Origin of the sequence: Kutzneria buriramensis, assembly GCF_003387475.1 — a bacterium.
GTDB lineage: Bacteria > Actinomycetota > Actinomycetes > Mycobacteriales > Pseudonocardiaceae > Kutzneria > Kutzneria buriramensis.
On the sequence record NZ_QUNO01000008.1, the window covers coordinates 279,595 to 297,959 of the forward strand.

At 70.9% G+C, this 18,365-nt stretch carries 18 protein-coding genes and 1 riboswitch; of the genes, 7 read left to right on the forward strand and 11 right to left on the reverse strand.

The genetic code is table 11. The annotated features are described in order from the left end of the window. Positions 1 to 4: 4 nt before the first annotated feature. The 3 genes from BCF44_RS24690 to BCF44_RS24700 all read left to right on the forward strand — a co-directional run bounded on the left by BCF44_RS24690 (position 5) and on the right by BCF44_RS24700 (position 4,012). The gene (locus tag BCF44_RS24690) at positions 5 to 913 is read left to right on the forward strand and encodes an acetamidase/formamidase family protein (RefSeq protein ID WP_116176895.1); all 909 of its coding nucleotides are present in this window, start codon (positions 5 to 7) and stop codon (positions 911 to 913) included. A 95-nt stretch (positions 914 to 1,008) separates the two neighbouring features. Next, the gene (locus tag BCF44_RS24695; RefSeq protein WP_116176729.1) at positions 1,009 to 1,800 is read left to right on the forward strand and encodes an SGNH/GDSL hydrolase family protein; all 792 of its coding nucleotides are present in this window, start codon (positions 1,009 to 1,011) and stop codon (positions 1,798 to 1,800) included. 130 nt (positions 1,801 to 1,930) lie between these two features. Next, positions 1,931 to 4,012 carry an ATP-binding protein gene (locus BCF44_RS24700; RefSeq protein ID WP_147328619.1) on the forward strand — a complete coding sequence of 694 codons (2,082 nt, stop codon included), beginning with the start codon at positions 1,931 to 1,933 and terminating at the stop codon, positions 4,010 to 4,012. Here the strand turns inward: BCF44_RS24700 and BCF44_RS24705 are convergent. From BCF44_RS24705 to tkt, 9 genes are all read right to left on the reverse strand, one after another. After that, positions 4,009 to 4,455 (reverse strand): AAA family ATPase, encoded by a 447-nt coding sequence (locus BCF44_RS24705; RefSeq protein WP_116176731.1) that lies wholly within the window; start codon positions 4,453 to 4,455, stop codon positions 4,009 to 4,011. The two genes, BCF44_RS24700 and BCF44_RS24705, sit on opposite strands and share 4 nt — an antisense overlap. After that, entirely contained in the window at positions 4,452 to 5,000 is a 549-nt protein-coding gene (locus BCF44_RS24710) for a cysteine hydrolase family protein (RefSeq protein WP_116176732.1), read from the reverse strand. Before BCF44_RS24710 ends, BCF44_RS24705 begins: the two co-directional genes overlap by 4 nt. Next, complete coding sequence (locus tag BCF44_RS24715; protein ID WP_116176733.1) at positions 4,993 to 5,796, reverse strand: alpha/beta fold hydrolase; 804 nt, start codon at positions 5,794 to 5,796, stop codon at positions 4,993 to 4,995. Before BCF44_RS24715 ends, BCF44_RS24710 begins: the two co-directional genes overlap by 8 nt. A gap of 74 nt (positions 5,797 to 5,870) precedes the next feature. Then, positions 5,871 to 6,596, reverse strand: a complete 726-nt coding sequence (gene pgl / locus BCF44_RS24720) for a 6-phosphogluconolactonase (RefSeq protein WP_246015508.1) — start codon at positions 6,594 to 6,596, stop codon at positions 5,871 to 5,873. Continuing rightward, the gene (gene opcA, locus BCF44_RS24725; RefSeq protein ID WP_116176897.1) at positions 6,593 to 7,669 is read right to left on the reverse strand and encodes a glucose-6-phosphate dehydrogenase assembly protein OpcA; all 1,077 of its coding nucleotides are present in this window, start codon (positions 7,667 to 7,669) and stop codon (positions 6,593 to 6,595) included. The genes pgl and opcA overlap by 4 nt, the downstream gene beginning before the upstream one ends. Continuing rightward, entirely contained in the window at positions 7,666 to 9,192 is a 1,527-nt protein-coding gene (gene zwf / locus BCF44_RS24730) for a glucose-6-phosphate dehydrogenase (RefSeq protein WP_116176734.1), read from the reverse strand. Before zwf ends, opcA begins: the two co-directional genes overlap by 4 nt. Next, a complete protein-coding gene (locus BCF44_RS24735; RefSeq protein ID WP_425460080.1) occupies positions 9,189 to 10,796 on the reverse strand; it encodes a glucose-6-phosphate isomerase in 1,608 nt (535 codons plus the stop codon). Before BCF44_RS24735 ends, zwf begins: the two co-directional genes overlap by 4 nt. 14 nt (positions 10,797 to 10,810) lie before the next feature. After that, positions 10,811 to 11,923, reverse strand: a complete 1,113-nt coding sequence (tal, locus tag BCF44_RS24740; RefSeq protein ID WP_116176735.1) for a transaldolase — start codon at positions 11,921 to 11,923, stop codon at positions 10,811 to 10,813. Between the two features lie 2 nt (positions 11,924 to 11,925). Next, on the reverse strand, positions 11,926 to 14,022 hold the full coding sequence (gene tkt / locus BCF44_RS24745; protein ID WP_116176736.1) for a transketolase: 2,097 nt from the start codon (positions 14,020 to 14,022) through the stop codon (positions 11,926 to 11,928). A 326-nt stretch (positions 14,023 to 14,348) separates the two neighbouring features. On the opposite strand from tkt, the gene BCF44_RS24750 reads away from it, so the two are divergent. Next, positions 14,349 to 15,287 (forward strand): heme o synthase, encoded by a 939-nt coding sequence (locus BCF44_RS24750; protein WP_116176737.1) that lies wholly within the window; start codon positions 14,349 to 14,351, stop codon positions 15,285 to 15,287. A gap of 182 nt (positions 15,288 to 15,469) precedes the next feature. On the opposite strand, the gene BCF44_RS24755 is transcribed toward BCF44_RS24750, so the two are convergent. Beyond that, positions 15,470 to 15,937 carry a hypothetical protein gene (locus BCF44_RS24755; protein ID WP_116176738.1) on the reverse strand — a complete coding sequence of 156 codons (468 nt, stop codon included), beginning with the start codon at positions 15,935 to 15,937 and terminating at the stop codon, positions 15,470 to 15,472. Beyond that, a complete protein-coding gene (locus BCF44_RS24760) occupies positions 15,934 to 16,518 on the reverse strand; it encodes an RNA polymerase sigma factor (protein ID WP_116176739.1) in 585 nt (194 codons plus the stop codon). Before BCF44_RS24760 ends, BCF44_RS24755 begins: the two co-directional genes overlap by 4 nt. A 187-nt stretch (positions 16,519 to 16,705) precedes the next feature. Between BCF44_RS24760 and BCF44_RS24765 the strand changes: the two genes are divergently transcribed. From BCF44_RS24765 to BCF44_RS24775, 3 genes are all read left to right on the forward strand, one after another. Beyond that, positions 16,706 to 17,284: an FKBP-type peptidyl-prolyl cis-trans isomerase gene (locus tag BCF44_RS24765; protein ID WP_116176740.1), complete on the forward strand. Its 579-nt coding sequence runs from the start codon at positions 16,706 to 16,708 to the stop codon at positions 17,282 to 17,284. A 61-nt stretch (positions 17,285 to 17,345) separates the two neighbouring features. After that, complete coding sequence (locus BCF44_RS24770; protein ID WP_116176741.1) at positions 17,346 to 17,885, forward strand: FKBP-type peptidyl-prolyl cis-trans isomerase; 540 nt, start codon at positions 17,346 to 17,348, stop codon at positions 17,883 to 17,885. Positions 17,886 to 17,942: 57 nt separating this feature from the next. After that, entirely contained in the window at positions 17,943 to 18,152 is a 210-nt protein-coding gene (locus BCF44_RS24775; protein WP_116176742.1) for a hypothetical protein, read from the forward strand. A gap of 120 nt (positions 18,153 to 18,272) precedes the next feature. Next, positions 18,273 to 18,360: riboswitch (ZMP/ZTP riboswitch) on the forward strand. Positions 18,361 to 18,365 lie beyond the last annotated feature (5 nt).

An 18,365-nucleotide genomic window follows, 5' to 3' on the forward strand; every position in this document is an offset into this window, starting at 1 on the left:
GGTGGTGGCCGAACTCCGTCTCGATCCCACCGCCGACACCGTCGTCGACTACTTCGACCGGGACCGGCCGCCGGTCCTGACGGTCGACCCCGGCGACACGCTGATCGTCCGCAGCCTCAACGCGTACGGGCATCTGGGCGAGGACGAGCACGGCCCGAGGCTTATCCGGGACTCCCAGGGGCACTGCCTGACGGGCCCGATCGCGGTGCGCGGCGCCGAGCCCGGGATGATGCTGGCGGTGCGGCTGGAGTCGTTGCGGCCGGACGACTGGGGCGTGACCGTGGCGGCGGTGCGGGACAACTCGCTCAACCGGCGGCTGGGCGTGGTGCCGGGCGAGCCCGTGCGGCTGCACTGGACGATCAAGGACGGCCGCGCCGTCAACAACCTCGGGTTTCAGGTGGCGCTGTCGCCGTTCCTGGGCGTGATCGGCGTGCCGCCGGACGAGCCGGGCCGGCACTCGACGTTGCCGCCGCGCCCGTGCGGGGGCAACATCGACTGCCGCGAGCTGGTGGCCGGCTCGACGCTGTATCTGCCGGTCACGGTGCCGGAAGCGTTGCTGTGCCTCGGCGACGGCCATGGGGCGCAGGGCGACGGCGAGGTGTCGGGGACGGCGATCGAGTGCGGCATGACCAGCCGGCTGGTGCTGGATCTGGTCGAAGATCCCCCGATCCGGACGGCGCATGCCCGCACACCGGCCGGCGCAGTGACTTTCGGCTTTGATTCGGACCTGAACGAGGCGTCGGCGCAGGCGCTGAGCGCGATGTTGGACTGGATGGGGGCGCGCTACGGCGTCGATCGGACGACTGCCCTCGCGTTGGCCAGCCCAGTGCTGGATCTGCGCGTGACGCAAGTGGCCAACCCGGTGTGGGGCGTGCACGCCGTGCTGGCTGACGGGGCGCTGACCAGCGTGTGAACGATACCGGCGGGCCTACCGGAGTCACGTTCCAGCTGCTACTCGTAGTGATCGCGTCAGCCCGGTCCGCTATGCCTTCGAAAACGGAGACATCCATGCGTCGTCTGGCCCTGTTGCTCGCCCCCCTGTTCGCGATCCTGTTACCCGCCACGGCCTTCGCCGCCCCGGCCGCCGGCGGCAGATACGTCGCCCTCGGCGATTCGTACGCCACCGGCGTCGGCACCTACACGTACGACAATCCCAACGACGCGTGTCGCCGCGGGCCGCTGGAGTACAGCCGCCTGTGGGCCGCCGCGCACCCGTCCACCACGTACGTCGAGGAGTCCTGCTCCGGCGCGTTGGTGGCCGACGTCGTCAACCAGGCGGCGGCCGGCCTGACCCCCGACACCACGCTGGTCAGCGTGCAGGTCGGCGGCAACGACGTCGGCTTCGTCGACACGCTGGAGACGTGCATCCTCAACCTGCCCGACTCCACCTGCATCAACGCCGTCAACAACGCCATCGCCACCGGCCGCTCGGTGCTGCCGGGGTCCCTGGCCAACCTGTACGCCGGCATCCGCGCCAAGGCCCCGTCCGCGCAGGTGGTCGTGATGGGCTACCCGCGCATGTACAAGATCGGCGGCAACTGCATCTTCGGGCTCAGCGACACCAAGCGCTCCGCACTGAACAACGCCGCCGACGTGCTCGACGGCATCATCCAGACCGCCGCCGCCAACGCCGGGTTCAGTTTCGTGGACGCCCGCACGGTGTTCGCCGGCCACGAGATCTGCTCCGGCAACTCGGTGTGGATGACCAGCCTCCAGTGGGACAAGCTCAACGAGTCGTACCACCCGAACGCCAGCGGGCACCGCGGCTACTACGGCGCGCTGACCGCCATCACCGGCTGATTCCCCTGCGGTGGAGGGCAGTTCGCTGCCCTCCACCGTCCAAACGTGACGGTCGCCTTGAGTGCTCCGTGCGGGTGATTCGACTGGGTGGTCCGGCCCGCCACCCGCATCGCCGTCGCAGACTGCTGGCGTGGCTGAGTCGCCGAACGTACGCAACGACCTCAGCGGCACGGTGCTCGGGAACGTGGTCCAGGTCGGGTCCCTGCACGGTGTCGCCGAGGCCGTCGAGCGGCCTCGACAGCTGCCGCTGGCGATCGGGCAGTTCACCGGTCGGTCCGCCCAGCTGGCGGCGTTGGACGCACTGGTCCCGAGCGACACCGTCGTCATCACCGCGATGGACGGCGCGGCCGGCATCGGCAAGACGATGCTCGCCGTGACCTGGGCGCACCGGGTTCAGCACCGCTTTCCCGACGGCACGCTGTTCGCGAACCTACGCGGCTACGGACCCGGCGCGCCCGCGCCCGCCGAGGAAGTGCTTGATGGCTTCCTGCGGGCGCTCGGCGTCGCCGCCGACCGGATTCCGGTCGGCGTCGAGGCCAAGTCGGCCCGGTTCCGTTCGCTGCTCGCGGGGCGTCGGGTGCTGATCGTCCTGGACAACGCCGGCAGCGCCGAGCAGGTGCGGCCGCTGCTGCCCGGTGAGCAGGGGGCGATGGTGGTCGTGACCAGTCGGGACAGCATGCACGGCCTCGTCGTCACCGAGTCCGCGCATCGGTTGACCGTCGACCTCCTGTCGGACGCCGAGGCGGTGGAGTTGGTCACGCGCATCGTGGGGTCGGAACGCGCCGCAGAGGAGGCGGCGGCGGTGACGGCGCTCGTCCAGCTGTGCGGGCGATTGCCGTTGGCACTGCGCATCGCGGCGAGTCGGGTCGCCGCGTCGCCGTACAACAGCGTGACGGGGATCGTCGCGGAGCTGGGTGACGAGCGGAGTCGCCTGGACGTGCTCAGCAGCGACAGTGACGAGCGGTCCGCGGTTCGTGCGGTGCTCGGCTGGTCGTACCAACGACTGCCCGACGACCAGGCGGTTCTGTTTCGCCGCCTGGGTTTGCATGCCGGTCCCGAGTTCAGCGTGCCGGCCGCCGCCGCAGTGGCTGGGCTGGATTTGCCGCAGGCGCGTCGGCTCGTCGAGGCATTGGCGGCCGCGCACCTGACCGAACCGGTGGCGCGAGACCGTTATCGCTGCCACGACCTGTTGCGGGCGTACGCGGCGGAGCTCGCGGAGCGCTGCGATGCGCCGGAGGTACGGAGAAAAGCGTTGGCCGGGCTGGCGACCTGGTACGCCCGAGTGGCTTGGGAATGCGATCGGGTGGCCTTCCCAGGACGTTTTCGGCTCCCATTTAGGGAGCCATTCGCAGGGCCGCCGATCGCTGAAATCGGTGAGGCCTTGGCCTGGCTCGACACGGAGCGGGTCAATCTAATCGCACTCCTGCATGTGGTGGTGCGATATGAGCTCGACGAGCAGGTGATGCGACTGGCGGACGGCCTGCGGTTTCTGTTCATGCGAAGTGAATTGGAAGACGCGATCGAGGTGCACGAACTTGCCCGACGTGCCGCCTGTCGCCGGCGCGATCGTCTCGCAGAGTTCTGGTTCTGTATCAGCCTGACGGAGGACCTTTCTCCCTTCAGGCGGTGGGCTGACGCTGCTGCCGCGAACGATCGGGCCAGTGAGTTGGCGGCCGAGCTGGGCACTCCGCTGCTCGCGGGCATTGTGGTGATGAATTCTGCCCACCTGCACAATCAACGCGGCGAGTTCTTGGAAGGCCTGAAATGCGCGCGGCGAGGGTTTGCGGCGATGTGCGGCACCGACAACAGTCGTTGGGAAGCCGTGGCTAGGGACGTCACGGCGGCGGCGCTCAACGGGCTCGGACGATATGAAGAGGCTCGGCGTCACAGCGAAAAAGGCTTGGCGCTGCGGCGACACGTGCGGGACGTGATCGGCGAGGCCCTGGCGATGCGTCAGTTGGCTATCGCCTGGCAGGGCCTCGGTGATGACCGGAAGGCCGTCGACGTGTGTCGGCGGGCGATTGCGATCGGCCGTGCGTCGAGCTACCTGGTGGACGCCGTTGCCGAGCCGCTCTGTGTCATGGCGGTGTCGTTGCACCGCATGGGAAATGTGGAGGAAGCCGACGAGTGCTGGCGCGAGGCGGCGGAGTTGTTCGCGGACAACGGGCTCCCCCTGCTGGCTGAGCGGGCACGGGGCAACATCGCCGGCTAGACCAGGGCTTCCAGTTCGCAGACAATCTCCTCCAACGGCGCCGCAGCGTCGATCTCCAGGGTGCAGGTGGCCCGCAGCAAGGGTTCCACCGCCGCCAGGTTGGCGAGGATCTCGGCGCGGTCTTCGGGGGACTTGCCGTACGGGTTGTCGGTGCGGGCGGCGATGCGGGCCATGAGCACCGGCGCTGGGGCGCTGAGCAGGACGATGTAGTCGAACAGGGGGTAGAAGCGGCCCTGGTTGGACTTGCAACCGGCGACGAACAGCACGCCGGGAGCGTGCAGCAGCTCGGTCATGGCGTCCTCGTGCCAGATCCAGTCGCTGCCCTCCCAACGGCTCCAGCGCGACGAATCGGTGTCGACGGTGCGGTGCCCGCGGGCGGCGAGGGCGCGGAGGGCCGACGACTTGCCGGTGCCGGACATGCCGGTGACGAGGACCTTGGTCACGAGGTCCAGTCGGCGATGGTGACGACGTCGGCCTGGCCGGGGAAGACGGCGGTGGTGAGCACGCGGTGCACCTCGGGGTCGGCGTCGAGGCAGCCGTCGGACAGCACGGTGAGCCGGTAGTCGAGGTCGAAGGCCTGGCGCACGGTGGACAGCACGCAGCCGCTGGTGGCGATGCCGGCGAGCACGAGGTGACGGATGCCGGAGGAGCGCAGCACGAGGTCGAGGTCGGTGCCGGCGAAGGCGCTGACCCGCTTCTTGGTGAAGACGGGGTCGCCGGGGGCGGGGGCGATGTCGGGGTGGATCTCGGCGCCGGGGTCGGCGGGGGTGAAGGCGTCGGTGCCGATCATCCGGCCGAAGGTGGCGTTGGCCGGGCTGACCTCGGGGTGCCCGGGGCGGAAGCCGACGGCGACGTGGCCGACGAGCACGTCGGTGGCCCGGGCGTGGGCGATGGCCTGGCGCAGGCGCGGCAGGTAGTCGGGGTCGGAGCCGAAGCGCGACACCATCGAGCGCTGCACGTCCATGACCAGCAGGGCGGTCTCAGTCATGCAGCCATTCCACCACGTCGAGGATCCGGTCCAGCACGGAGATGTGACCGTCCGAAGGGGACGGTCGCAGCGTCGCGCCGGGGATGTGCTTGGCGAGCCATCCGCCGTGGGAGAACGGAATCACCCGGTCCTCGACGCCGTGCAGGAGCAGCGTGGGACAACGGATGTCCTCGACGGAGAAGCCCCACGGGACGACGTAGGCGAGGTCGTCGTCGATCATGCCGCCGAGGCCGTTGGCGGTGGCGAGGTCGGAGTTGCGGCCGAGGTCGGACCAGGCGCCGCCGGAGACGGCGGCATGGTCGGCGGCGGTGAAGGAGTTCTCGTCGAACAGGCCCTCGGCGAGCTGGGCGGCCAGAGCCTCGCGGCCGACCACGGAGGCGCGCAGCTCCTCGGGGGCGACCATGCCGGCCCACCAGTCCAGGTCCGTCGGCTCGAACGGGGCGAGCGCGGCGGCGGAGACGCAGCGGGTGACCCGATCCGGCAGCAGGGCGGCGCAGGCCAGGGCGTGGTTGGCCCCGCCGGAGTGACCCAGCACGGAAAAGCGCGTGACGCCAAGGGAATCCGCGATCGCGGCGATGTCGGCGGCGGCCGAGCCGACGGTGCGGCCGGGGGAGTCCGTCGAGCCGCCGTAGCCGGGACGGTCGTAGGACAGCCAGCGGATCCCTTGCAGCGCAAGGAGAGGCGTGGGCACGGCGCCGATCTGGGGCGTGCCGTGATGCCAGAACACGGGCGTGCCCGAGCCGGTGTCGTAGACGTGCAGGGTGCGGCCGTCGGGCAGCGGCAGGTCGGTCTCCACGGCGGGAGCTTAGCCGCGGCCCGGAGGACAGAGTGGGAAGATGGCCCCGGCCGTTGAGCCGGGGCCATCTGCCTTCAGGAGATCTTTGCGGCGGCGGCCGCGTCCAGCAGCCAGAGGGTGCGGCGGAGTCCGCGGGCGCCGGCGGCGGGGATCTCGACCTCGGTGGCCCCGGCCAGGGCCCGGGCCACCGGGTCGGCCTTGGCCTCGCCGGTGGTCATCAGCCACACCTCCTGGGCGTGGCGGATCGCCGGCAGGGTAAGGGAAACCCGGGTCGGCGGGGGCTTGGGGCAGTCGCGGACGGCGACGACCGCCAGCGAGTTCTCGTGCACGGCGGGGGAGTCGGGGAAGATCGAGGCGGTGTGCCCCTCCTCGCCGACGCCCAGCAGGAACACGTCGAACGCCGGCACCGTGGAGCCGAGCACGCGGGCGTAGTCGGCGGCGGCGGCATCCGGGTCGTCGCCGAAACGGCCGTCGGACGGCTCCATGACGTGCACCCGAGCGGGATCGAGCTCGATGTGGTCGAGCAGCGCCTCCCGAGCCTGCGTCTCGTTCCGGTCGGGATGGCCGGCCGGCAGGAAACGCTCATCGCCCCAGTACAGGTCCACCCGAGACCAGTCGACGGCCTCGCGGGCGGGACTGTCCCGGACGTGCGCCATGACGGCATTGCCGGTCCGCCCGCCGGTCAGCACGAGCGACGCGACACCGCGCGCGGCCTGGGCGTCCACGAGACTGGTGATCAGGCGTGCCGCAGCGGCGGCGGCCAGGAGGTCGCCGCCGCTGTGCACCACCACATCGGTCACGAGTCGGCCTTCGCCGGTGCCTTCTTCGCCGCCGCCCGCTTCGGCTTGGCCTCGGCGGCCGGAGCGGCCTCCTTGGCCTCCGGAACCTTGGCCTTGGCGGCGGGCTTCGCCGCCGGCTTGGCGGCAGGCTTCGCCGCCGGCGCCCCGCCGGGCCGACCCTTGGCGACCTTCGGGACCGCCTTCAGCGCGGCCTCGTAGATCTCGTCCGGGTCCAGCCGCCGCAGCTCCTCGGCCAGACAGTCCTTCACCGAACGCCGTTGCAGCGCGATCCGGCGGTCGGGCTGCCCGGGCTGGGTGAGGGTGCCGGTCTTGCCGTCCGGCCGGAGCAGGTCGACGGCCCCGGACCGGCGGGTCAACGTCACCTGGACGATGCCCTCGCCGGTGGTGGCCTTGGCCCGGCTCACCGGCACGTTCAGCCGCGAGGCGAACCAGCCGGCCAGCAGCTCCGAGGACGGCGAGTCGGCCTCGCCTACGACGGCGGCCTGCGTGACCTTCTCGTACGGCGGCAGGTCCAGCGCCGAGGCCAGCTGCGCCCGCCAGTTGGTCAACCGCGTCCAGGCCAGATCGGTGTCGCCGTCCACATAGGACTTTCGGCGGGCCTCCAGCGCCTTGATCGGGTTCTTCTCGGCGGCGGAGTCGGTGATCCGGCGGGTGGCCAGCTGCCCGATCGCGTCCTCGGCCGGCACCTCGGGCGCCTCCGACGGCCACCACGCCACCACCGGCGCGTCCGGCAGCAGCAGCGGCACCACGCAGCTCGCCGCCTGGTCGGCCAGCGGCCCGTAGAGCCGCAACACGATGACGTCGCTCGCGCCGGCGTCGCCGCCGACCCGGATCTGGGCGTCCAGCCGCGCGGCGGCCTTGCGGGCGCCGCGGGCCAGCACGATCACCCGGCACGGGTGCTCGCGGCTGGCCTCGTTGGCGGCCTGGATGGCGTCCTCGGTCTTCGCGCTGTCGTCGGTGACGATCACCAGCGTCAGCACGCGGCCCAGGGCCACGGCCCCGCCGGTCTCGCGGACCTCCACCAGCTTGCTGTTGACCTGTGCGGTCGTGGTGGACGGCAGGTCGATGATCACGGGCGCCTCCAATGACGACCGGTGCGGGTGAGCATCTGGTCGGCCGAGGGCGGACCCCAGCTGCCGGGGGCGTAGCTCTCCGGCATGCCCTGCTTGGCCCAGTTGTAGAGCACCGGGTCCAGGATCTCCCAGGACAGCTCGACCTCTTCGTTCATCGGGAACAGCGACGGCTCGCCGAGCAGCACGTCCAGGATGAGCCGCTCGTAGGCCTCGGGCGAGGACTCGGTGAAGGCATGGCCGTAGCCGAAGTCCATCGTGACGTCTCGGACCTCCATGGCGTTGCCCGGCACCTTGGAGCCGAACCGCATGGTCACGCCCTCGTCCGGCTGCACCCGGATGACCAGGGCGTTCTGCCCCAGCTCCTCGGTGGCCGTGGAGTCGAACGGCAGGTGCGGAGCCCGCTTGAAGACCACCGCGATCTCGGTGACCTTGCGGCCCAGCCGCTTGCCGTGGCGCAGGTAGAACGGCACGCCCGCCCAGCGCCGGGTGTTGATCTCCAGCGTGATGGCGGCGTAGGTCTCGGTCTTGGAGTCCTTGGCGAAGCCGCCCTCCTCCAGCAGGCCGGGCACCTTCTGGCCGCCCTGCCACCCGCCGACGTACTGGCCGCGCGCGCAGGTCTCGTCGTACGGCGTGGGAACCCGCGCCGCCGACAGCACCTTGATCTTCTCGGCGCGCAGCGCCCGCGGGTGGAAGGAGACCGGCTCCTCCATCGCGGTCAGCGCCATCAGCTGGAGCAGGTGGTTCTGGATCACGTCGCGCGCCGCGCCGATGCCGTCGTAGTAGCCGGCGCGACCGCCCAGGCCGATGTCCTCGGCCATGGTGATCTGCACGTGGTCCACGTAGTTGGCGTTCCAGATCGGCTCGAACATCTGGTTGGCGAAGCGCAGCGCCAGGATGTTCTGCACCGTCTCCTTGCCGAGGTAGTGGTCGATGCGGAACACCGAGTCCTCGGGGAACACGTCGTTGACGACGTTGTTGAGCTCCTTGGCCGACTTCAGGTCGTGCCCGAACGGCTTCTCGATGACGACCCGGCGCCACTGCTCGGCGTCCTGCTCGGCCAGCCCGGCCCGGGCCAGCTGCTTGGTCACCACCGGGAACGCGCTCGGCGGGATGGACAGGTAGAACGCGTGGTTGCCACCCGTGCCGCGCTGCTCGTCGAGCTCCCGGACCGTCTTGGCCAGGTTGTCGAACGCGTTGTCGTCGTCGAAGGTGCCCTGCACGAACCGGATGCCCTCGGACAGCTGGTTCCAGACCTCGGGCCGGTACGGCGTGCGGGCGTGGTCCTTGACGGCCTGGTGCACGACCTCGCCGAAGTCCTCGTTGGCCCAGTCCCGCCGGGCGAAACCGGTCAGCGCGAAGCCCGGCGGCAGCAGCCCCCGGTTGGCCAGGTCGTAGATCGCGGGCATCAGCTTCTTGCGCGACAGGTCGCCGGTCACGCCGAAGATCACCAGGCCGCACGGCCCGGCGATCCGCGGCAGCCGCTTGTCGCGCTCGTCCCGCAGCGGATTGCGCCAGCTGCTCACCTCTTGACCTCCTGAACGGCCTTGGCCAGCTCGACCAGGCCGGCGGCCCGGTCCGTCAGGTGCAGGCGCAGCACCGGCCGGCCGTGGTCGGCGAGCACCGAACCGTCGCCGAGGGCCTGCGCGTGCTGGAGCACGCCCAGCGTGTACGGGCGGTCCGGCACGTCGAGGTCCTGCTCCACCGCGCCGGTGATCTGCAAGAAGACGCCGTTCTGGTGGCCGCCCTTGTGGTACTGGCCGGTGGAGTGCAGGAACCGCGGGCCCCAGCCGAACGTGGTCTGGAGCCGGCTGGCCCGCGCGACGGCCGGCCGCAGCACGGCGGCGGAGGCGTCGTCGAGTCGGTCCAGGTACGCCTGCACGGCCACGTAACCATGATCGGGCGCGGCGGCTAGGAATGCGTTCAGAACATCGGCCAGCGTGGTCGCCGTGGCCGGCAGCCACTCGCCGCTCTCGTGCACCTCGATCGAGCCGACGGTGAGCGCCGGGGCGGCCTCGTCACCACCGACGGGCTTGTCGAGAAGCGAGCGCGCCGCGACCTTGGCCGCTTCCACGTCGGGCTGGTCGAACGGGTTGATGCCGATCAGGCGGCCGGCGATCGCGGTGGCGAACTCCCACAGCAGGAACAGGCCGCCGAGCTCGCCGGCGGTGCTCATGAACGCCGCGTCCACGTCCGGGCCGATGGCGATCGGAGTCGCGTCGGTGCCGGCGGTCACGAAGCCCGGCGCGTCCGCGTTCTCCACGGCCACCGGCAGCAGGCCGGTGCCCTGCTTGCCGGTGGACTCGGCGATCAGCTGCTCCGCCCAGTCGGGGAAGCCCTTCACGCCGGAGCCGGTGTCGGCCAGGATGACCTTCTCGGCGCCCTGCGCGTGCGCCGCGCCCCACGCCGCACCCAGCCACAGCGCCGGGTTGTTCTCGTCGTCGCGGGACACCAGCTCGAACGCCGCGGCGGCGTCGTTGAGCAGCGTGTTGATGTCCGCGCCGGCCAGGCCGGCCGGCACCAGGCCGAACGCGGTCAGCGCCGAGTAGCGGCCGCCGACGTGCGGGTCGGCGGTGAAGACCTTGCGGTAGCCCGCGTCCTCGGCCAGCTTCTGCAGCGGCGAGCCCGGGTCGGTGACCACGATGATGCGGCTCTTCGCGTCGATGCCGGCCTCGGTGAAGGCCTTCTCGAAGATGCGGCGGTGGCTGTCGGTCTCGACGGTGCCGCCGGACTTGGAGGAGACGACGATCGCGGTCCGGGTCAGGTCCCCGGCCAGCGCGTCGGCCACCTGGCCGGGGTCGGTGGTGTCCAGCACGACCAGCGGCACACCCGCGGTCGCGGTGATCACCTCCGGCGCCAGCGAGGAGCCGCCCATGCCGGCCAGCACGATCCGGTCGATGCCCTCGCCGGCCAGCTCGGCCGACAGCGCCTCGATCTCGCCGACCAGCGGCCGGGACGACTCGTGCAGCGTGGTCCACGAGAGCCGGATCGACGACTCGGGCTCGGCGTCCGGGCCCCACAGCGTCGGGTCCTGCGCGGCCAGCTTGGAGGCGACCTTGTCCGCGATCAGCTGGTCCACCAGCGGACGCGCCTGCTCGGCGAGTCCGTCGTGGACGATGTCGACGGAAATCCCCACAGTGATCCTCAGCCCTTCGCCTTGTCCAGCTGGGCCTGCACCGTCACGAGCAGCTCGGCCCAGGACTTGTCGAACTTCTCGACGCCCTCGCTCTCGAGCACGTCGTAGACGTCGTCGATGTCGATGCCGGCCTGCTCCAGCGCGTCGAACGACTCCTGCGCCTGCTCCTCGGTGCCGGACACCGTGTCGCCGCGCAGGTTCGCGTGGTCGGCCACCGCGTCCAGGGTCTTCTCCGGCATGGTGTTCACCACGTTGTCGACCACGAGCTCGTCGACGTAGCGGGTGTCGGAGTAGGCCGGGTCCTTCACGCCGGTGGACGCCCACAGTGGACGCTGCGCGTGCGCGCCCTCGGCGGCCAGCTCCTGCCAGCGCGGCGTGCTGAACGCGCCGACGTAGGCGGCGTAGGCCAGGCGGGCGTTGGCGATCGCGGCCTCGCCCAGCAGCGCCTCGGCCTCCGGCGTGCCGATGGCCTTGAGGCGCTTGTCCACCTCGGTGTCCACACGGGACACGAAGAAGGAGGCGACCGACTGGATGCCGGAGATGTCGTGGCCGTTGGCCTTCGCCTGCTCGATGCCGGCGATGAAGGCGTCCATGACGTCCAGGTAGCGCTGCACCGAGAAGATCAGCGTCACGTTCACGCTGACGCCCTCGGCCAGCGTGCGGGTGATCGCCGGCAGGCCCTCGACGGTGGCCGGGATCTTCACCATCAGGTTCGGGCGGTCGACCGCCTTCCACAGCTCCAGTGCCTGCGCGACGGTGCCGTCGGTGTCGTGCGCCAGCTTGGGCTCGACCTCGATGGACACCCGGCCGTCCTTGCCGCCGGAGGCCTGCCAGGTCTCGCGGAACACGTCGCAGGCGTTGCGCACGTCGGTCGTGGTCAGCTCGCGCACGACCGCGTCCACGTCGGCGCCGCGGGCGGCCAGCTCGCGCACCTGCGCGTCGTAGGCCTCGCCGTCGGACAGCGCGTTGGCGAAGATCGTCGGGTTGGTGGTGACCCCCACGACGTGCTTGTCCTTGATCAACGACACCAGGTTGCCACTGGTGAGCCGGCTCCGCGACAGGTCGTCGAGCCAGATCGACACGCCGGCCTCGCTGAGCGCGGCCAGATTGTTGGCGCTCATCTCTACTTTCCCTCCACCTTGGCGATGCTTCGGCGTGCGGCGTCGACGACCTTGTCGGTCGTGAAGCCGAACTCGCGGAACAACGTCTGATAGTCAGCTGATGCCCCGAAGTGCTCGAGCGAGACGATCTCACCCGCGTCCCCGGCGAAGCGGTACCACGGCTGGGCGATGCCCGCCTCGACCGTCACGCGTGCCTTCACGGACGGCGGGAGCACCTGGTCCCGGTAGGACTGGTCCTGCTCGTCGAACCACTCGACGCACGGCATGGACACCACACGGGTTGCAACGCCCTCGGCCTCGAGGACCTTCCGCGCGTCGACCGCCAGCTGGAGCTCGGAGCCGGTGGCGATGATCACCACCTGCGGCTCGCCGTTGCCGGCGTCGGCCAGCACGTAGCCGCCCTTGGCCACGCCGTCGGCGTCCGTGCCCTCCAGCACCGGCAGGTTCTGCCGGGTCAGGGCCAGGCCGGTCGGGTGGTCGTGCCGGGCCACCAGCGCCTTCCAGGCCGCGGTGGTCTCGTTGGCGTCGCCGGGGCGGACGAACGCCAGGCCCGGGATCGCGCGCAGCGCCGCGTAGTGCTCGACCGGCTGGTGCGTCGGGCCGTCCTCGCCCAGGCCGACCGAGTCGTGCGTCCACACGTAGGTGACCGGGATGCCCATCAGCGCGGCGAGCCGGACCGCCGGCCGCATGTAGTCGCTGAAGACGAGGAAGGTGCCGCCGTAGGGGCGGGTCGGGCCGTGCAGGGCGATGCCGTTGAGGATCATGCCCATCGCGTGCTCGCGGATGCCGAAGTGCAGCGTCCGGCCGTACGGGTTGGCCTTCCACTCCTTGGTGGAGATCGACGTCGGGCCGAACGAGTCCGCGCCCTTGATCGTGGTGAGGTTGCTCTCGGCCAGGTCGGCCGAGCCGCCCCACAGCTCCGGCAGCACCTCGCCCAGCGCGGACAGCACCTCGCTGGAGGCCTTGCGGGTGGACACGCCCTTCGGGTCCGGCGTCCAGGTCGGCAGCTTCTCGGCCCAGCCGGTCGGCAGCTCGCGCGCGGTCAGCCGGTCCAGCAGCGCCTTGTGCTGCGGGTTGGCGGCGGCCCACACGTCGAAGGACTTCTGCCACTCCACGTGCGCCGCGTTGCCGCGCTCGACCGCCTTGCGGGCGTGCGCCAGCACCTCGTCCTCGACCGGGAAGGCGACCTCGGGATCGAAGCCGAGGATCTTCTTGATCTCGACGATCTCCTCGGCGCCCAGCGCCGCGCCGTGCGCCTTGCCGGAGTTCATCTTGGTCGGCGCCGGGAAGCCGATGATCGTGCGCAACACGATGATCGACGGGCGGGAGGTCTCCGCCTTGGCCGCCTCGATGGCCTCCAGCAGGCCCTGCACGTTCTCGCCGCTGTCCACGTGCTGCACGTGCCAGCCGTAGGCCTCGTAGCGCTTGCCGGTGTCCTCCGACAGCGCGATGGTGGTGTCGTCCTCGATGGAGATCTTGTTGTCGTCGTAGATCAGCACGAGGTTGCCGAGTTGCTGGGTGCCGGCCAGCGAACACGCCTCGGAGGTGACGCCCTCCTCGATGTCGCCGTCGGACGCGATCACGTAGATGTGGTGGTCGAACGGGCTCTGCCCGGGCGCGGCGTCCGGGTCGAACAGGCCGCGCTCGCGGCGGGCCGCGAACGCCATGCCGACCGCGGAGGCCAGGCCGCTGCCCAGCGGGCCGGTGGTGATCTCGACGCCGGCGGTGTGGTGCACCTCGGGGTGGCCCGGGGTCTTGGAGCCCCAGGTCCGCAGCGCCTTGATGTCGTCGAGCTCCAGGCCGTAGCCGGCGAGGAACAGCTGGAGGTACAGGGTCAGGCTGGAGTGGCCGGCGGACAGCACGAACCGGTCGCGGCCCAGCCAGTGCGGGTCGGTCGGGTCGTGCCGCATGACCCTCTGGAACAGGGTGTAGGCGGTCGGCGCCAGGCTCATCGCGGTGCCGGGGTGGCCGTTGCCGGCCTTCTGCACCGCGTCGGCCGCCAGCACCCGGACCGTGTCAACCGCGCGCTTGTCCAGCTCGGTCCAGTCCTGGGGCAGATGGGCGGTGGTCAGCCGGGTGACTTCGTCGGTGTCGGACACGGACCTGAGCTCCCACTCTTCACGTCAGGCGGAAAGGGGCCGGACGGCGCTGGTCGACGGTGTCTGAATCGATCCCGTGAGCCGCCCGTTCTCAGCCCTTCCCGCTCGCTTCGATCGTCGGCCGCAAGCCTAGTCCGGACGGGTCGGATATGTGATCTCAACGTGGCCGTACGGGTCGTGACGGACCTCGCAACGACCCCTCCCGAGCGCGTCGGTGGCACGCGGTTACGATTCACCTGACTGGCAAGACCCGCCCGCCGGTCCACATTCTTCGTCAACTGCCCGATTCGAGGAGCGAGATGCCGCCGGTGAGCCCCGCCAAGGGAATGCCTGGCAGCACCGCCGTCGACGCCACCACCACACCCGGTCGCTCAGCGCTCGCCGTGGTCAAGGCCTATGTGGCCCTGATGAAACCGCGCGTGATCGAACTGCTGCTGGTGACGACGATCCCAGCGATGTTGCTCGCACAGCGTGGAATTCCGTCGGTGTGGCTGGTGCTGGCCACCCTGCTCGGCGGCACCATGGCCGCCGGCAGCGCCAACGCGCTCAACTGCGTCTGGGACGCCGACATCGACGCGGTGATGAAGCGCACCAAGGCGCGCCCGCTGGCCAAGCACGACGTGCCGGTCCGCAACGCGCTGGTGTTCGGGCTGGCCCTGGGCGTCGCCTCGTTCGCGTTCCTGTGGCTGACCACGAACCTGCTGTCCGCGGTGCTGGCCGTGGCCACGATCATGTTCTACGTCCTCGTCTACACGATGGTGCTCAAGCGCCGCACGGCGCAGAACATCGTGTGGGGCGGCGCCGCCGGCTGCATGCCGGTGGTGATCGGCTGGTCCGCCGTCACCGGCACCGTCGGCTGGCAGCCGCTGGTCATGTTCGGGGTGATCTTCTGCTGGACGCCGCCGCATTTCTGGGCGCTGGCAATGAAGTTCAAGGACGACTACGCCGCGGTGAACGTGCCGATGCTGCCGGTGGTCGCCACCCGCGAGCAGGTTTCGCGGCAGATCGTCGCCTACTCGTGGGCGATGGTCGGGCTGTCGCTGTTGCTGCTGCCCGCGACCAGTTGGATCTACGGAGTGTTCGCCGTCGTGTTCGGCGCGTGGTTCCTGGCGTTCGCCCACCGTTTGCACAATGAGGTGAAGCGGGGCCAGGAAGGCAATCCCATGAAGCTCTTCCACCTCTCCAACACGTATCTGATGCTGGTGTTCGTGGCACTGGCCGCGGACGCCGTGGTGGGCCTGCCGGTCTTCGGCCTGCCCTTCTGAGTTTTTGCCGCGCGTTCCGCGCGGGGCTCGGCCGCTCGAAGGCGGTGCCTGTCCCTTGCCAGATTTCGAGCGCCGCGTCGGCTCAGTGGTGGGGCCGCTTTGTGCGGCGGCGCTCGAAATCTGGCAACCGGGCCAAGCACCGGCGCGGCCTCGCGATCCGACCGGTGCGTCGACGTGATCCGTCAGAGGGTGATCGACGGCGTGGTGAGTGACACGTCCGTGGCGCTCACGACCAGGTGGGCCGGGCCGTGGCGCAGGCCGTTGATGGTGAACCGGCCGTGCACGTCGCTGCGGGTGCACAGCCGCTGGTCCGGGGTGCGCAGCTCCACGTCGTGGCTGCCGGGCGGGGACAGCCGCCCGTCCATCCGCACCGTGCCGTCCCGGTTGACGCCGACGCTGAGGCTGATGGTCAGCGAGTCGCTGTCGAAGGTGATGCGGCCGACGTCCTCGGAGCCGGTGCGCTGCCGGCACACCGCCACGGACTTCGGCGCGAAGCGCAGGCCGGACAGGGCGACCGCGCAGCGGCAGCGGTCGACCAGGTCGGCCGGCGGCGGGTCGGCGGCCGTCCACAGGTCCCGCACCGCGGCCAGTATGCGCAGGTCCAGCTCGTCGATCGGGTCGTCGGCGCCGGCCGGTCGTAGCGTCGTCATCCCCACTCTCCTTCCGGGTCGGAGATCAAGAGCTCGCGCAGCTTCGCCAGGCACCGGCCGCGGGTGGGGCCGATGCTGCCGCGCGGCATGCCCAGTCGGGTCGCGACCAGGCCGTAGTCCGGGCGGGGCGTGAACGCGACCACCCGCAGCAGCTGCTGGCAGCGGGTGGACAGCTGGTCGACGGCCTTCCACAGGCGGCGGCGCTGGTCGGCGACCAGCGCCTGCTCCACCGGGCCGGGGCCGGCGTCCAGCAGGTCGGCGAACGCGTCGTCGCCGGTGAGCGTCTCGCCGCGGTACGCGTCCTTGGCCCGCCACGCCTCCCGCTTGGTGGCGGTCACCAGCCACGCGGTCAGCGCGGCCGGGGTGTGGATGTCGGCCAGCGACCGCAGCAGGTTCAGCCAGGTGGTCTGCACCACGTCGGCGCAGACGGCCGCGTCCAGGCCCTGCGCCCGCGCCACGTGCCAGAGCAGCGGCGTCAGCTCGGTGATCAGCGGGTCCATGCCGCCCCGCGGGTCGGCGCGGGCGGCCTCCAGCAGGCCGGCGATCTGTTCGTAGCGGTTGTCGGTGTCCCCGTCACCCATGTCGGTCGGTGGCGTTCCCGGTCCGTGCCGCGGGCCTCCCACCATTGCCTCCTCCGCTCCCTCGTCCTGGTAATCAGGGACGGGACGGCCCGGCGGGGATACCTGCCGGTAGATCACGAACAGGTAACGCGATGGGCTTGTCCAACTCGGGCCCGTAACGTGACCGCGCCAATTACGCTTGTCAGTTATGCGCAGAGCCGGCCTCACGGCCCTTGTTCTCGTCACCCTGCTCGGAGCAGTCGCCTGCGGCGCCCGGCCCGAGACGGTGGCGGCCACCCAGCCGAACTCGTCGACGAGCGCGGCCCCCACCACCACGAACGACCCCAGGCCGCCCTGCGCCGCGAAGGACGTGAAGGTCACCGGCGGGCTCAACGCCAAGCCGAAGGTCACCATCCCGGACAACTGCGCGCCGCCGACCTCGCTGCTCACCCGCGACCTCGTGCCCGGCGACGGCAACACCAAGCCCGGCCCCGGCGCGACCGTCAAGGTGTTCTTCGACCTCGTCGCCTGGTCGACCAAGCAGGACGTGGACTCCTCCTGGGCGCACACGCCGGTGAAGCCGATCACCGTGATGCCGAGCGACGCCAAGTACGGGCCCGTCGTCAAGGGCCTGGCCGCCGGCCTGGTGGACGTCCCGCAGGGCTCGCGGCGGCTGGTGATCGTGCCGCCGAGCCAGGGCTACGGCGACAAGGGCGCGCAGGGCGTGAAGCCCAACGAGACGCTGGTGTTCGTCGTCGACACCCAGTGGGTCGTCCCGAACGCCTGATCCCGCGCGAACCACACCTGCTTGGCGGGCCCCGGAAGGGGGCCCGTTAGGCTCGCGTGCCATGCGCAAAGCCGGCCTCGCGGCCCTGATCCTCGCCACCCTGCTCGGGGCGGCCGCCTGCGGCAGTTCGTCGTCCGCGGGCGGCCAGCCCTCGACGTCGAACACTCCGAAGAAGGCCTGCACGGCCGATGACGTGCAGGTCGGCGGGGCGTTCGGCGCGAAGCCGACGATCACCATCCCGGACAGCTGCACGCCGCCGACCACGCTGCTCACCAAGGACCTCACGCCGGGCACCGGCGCGGCGGTCAAGGCCGGCGACGCCGCCGCCGTGTACTACGACCTGGTGACCTGGTCGGACAAGCAGGAGGCCGACTCGTCCTGGGCGCACCCGCCGCTCCAGCCGTTCACCGTGCAGCCGGTCGGTCAGGCCTCGGTCATCCAGGGCTGGAACGACGGCCTGGTCGGGCTCAAGCAGGGCGGCCGCCGGCTGCTCATCGTGCCGCCGAACGAGGGCTACGGGCCCGACGGCAACCAGGGCATCAAGGGCAACGAGACGCTGGTGTTCGTCGTCGACGCCGTGACGGTCACGCCGGCGGCCTGACCTGCGGAAACGGTACCTGCGGTCCGGCCGGGTCCGGCCGGACCGTATGGTGCGCTGGTGACCGGAGACGATGAGGAGGCCGAGTTCGTCGCGGACTCGGTGGCCGAGAAGATGTACACCGTGTGCCACCAGTGCGGTGGCATCGGCGAGGTGCCGATCCCGGTGCTCGCCGTGCTCGGCGGCGTCGGCCGCACCGCCACGGCCAACCGCACCTGCCACGTCTGCGACACCAACGGTCGGCTGACCGGCATGGTGCCGCCCATCTGAGTTGTCCACAGGCCCCAACTTGTCCACAGCCGCCCCGCCAGCAAGATCGATCCGGGCTCGGGGACGGTAGGCTGGACCGGGGACGCCCCCCTGGGAGCGGTGGGGGATGCGGTTAGGATCGTCCAGGGTCGCGACTGGCGTGTAGGGGTGGAATCGACCACCGGGGAGCGACGGGGAAACGGTGGCGTCGCGCGCCTGGGTGTCAGCTGCCAC

Bases quoted from the DNA above. Each gene is read 5' to 3' on its own strand.
- BCF44_RS24695 (WP_116176729.1), top strand. From the start codon at position 1,009: ATGCGTCGTCTGGCCCTGTTGCTCGCCCCCCTGTTCGCGATCCTGTTA.
- BCF44_RS24710 (WP_116176732.1), bottom strand. From the start codon at position 5,000: ATGACTGAGACCGCCCTGCTGGTCATGGACGTGCAGCGCTCGATGGTG.
- tal (WP_116176735.1), bottom strand. From the start codon at position 11,923: ATGAGCGCCAACAATCTGGCCGCGCTCAGCGAGGCCGGCGTGTCGATC.
- BCF44_RS24750 (WP_116176737.1), top strand. From the start codon at position 14,349: ATGCCTGGCAGCACCGCCGTCGACGCCACCACCACACCCGGTCGCTCA.
- BCF44_RS24755 (WP_116176738.1), bottom strand. From the start codon at position 15,937: ATGACGACGCTACGACCGGCCGGCGCCGACGACCCGATCGACGAGCTG.
- BCF44_RS24760 (WP_116176739.1), bottom strand. From the start codon at position 16,518: ATGGGTGACGGGGACACCGACAACCGCTACGAACAGATCGCCGGCCTG.
- BCF44_RS24765 (WP_116176740.1), top strand. From the start codon at position 16,706: ATGCGCAGAGCCGGCCTCACGGCCCTTGTTCTCGTCACCCTGCTCGGA.
- BCF44_RS24770 (WP_116176741.1), top strand. From the start codon at position 17,346: ATGCGCAAAGCCGGCCTCGCGGCCCTGATCCTCGCCACCCTGCTCGGG.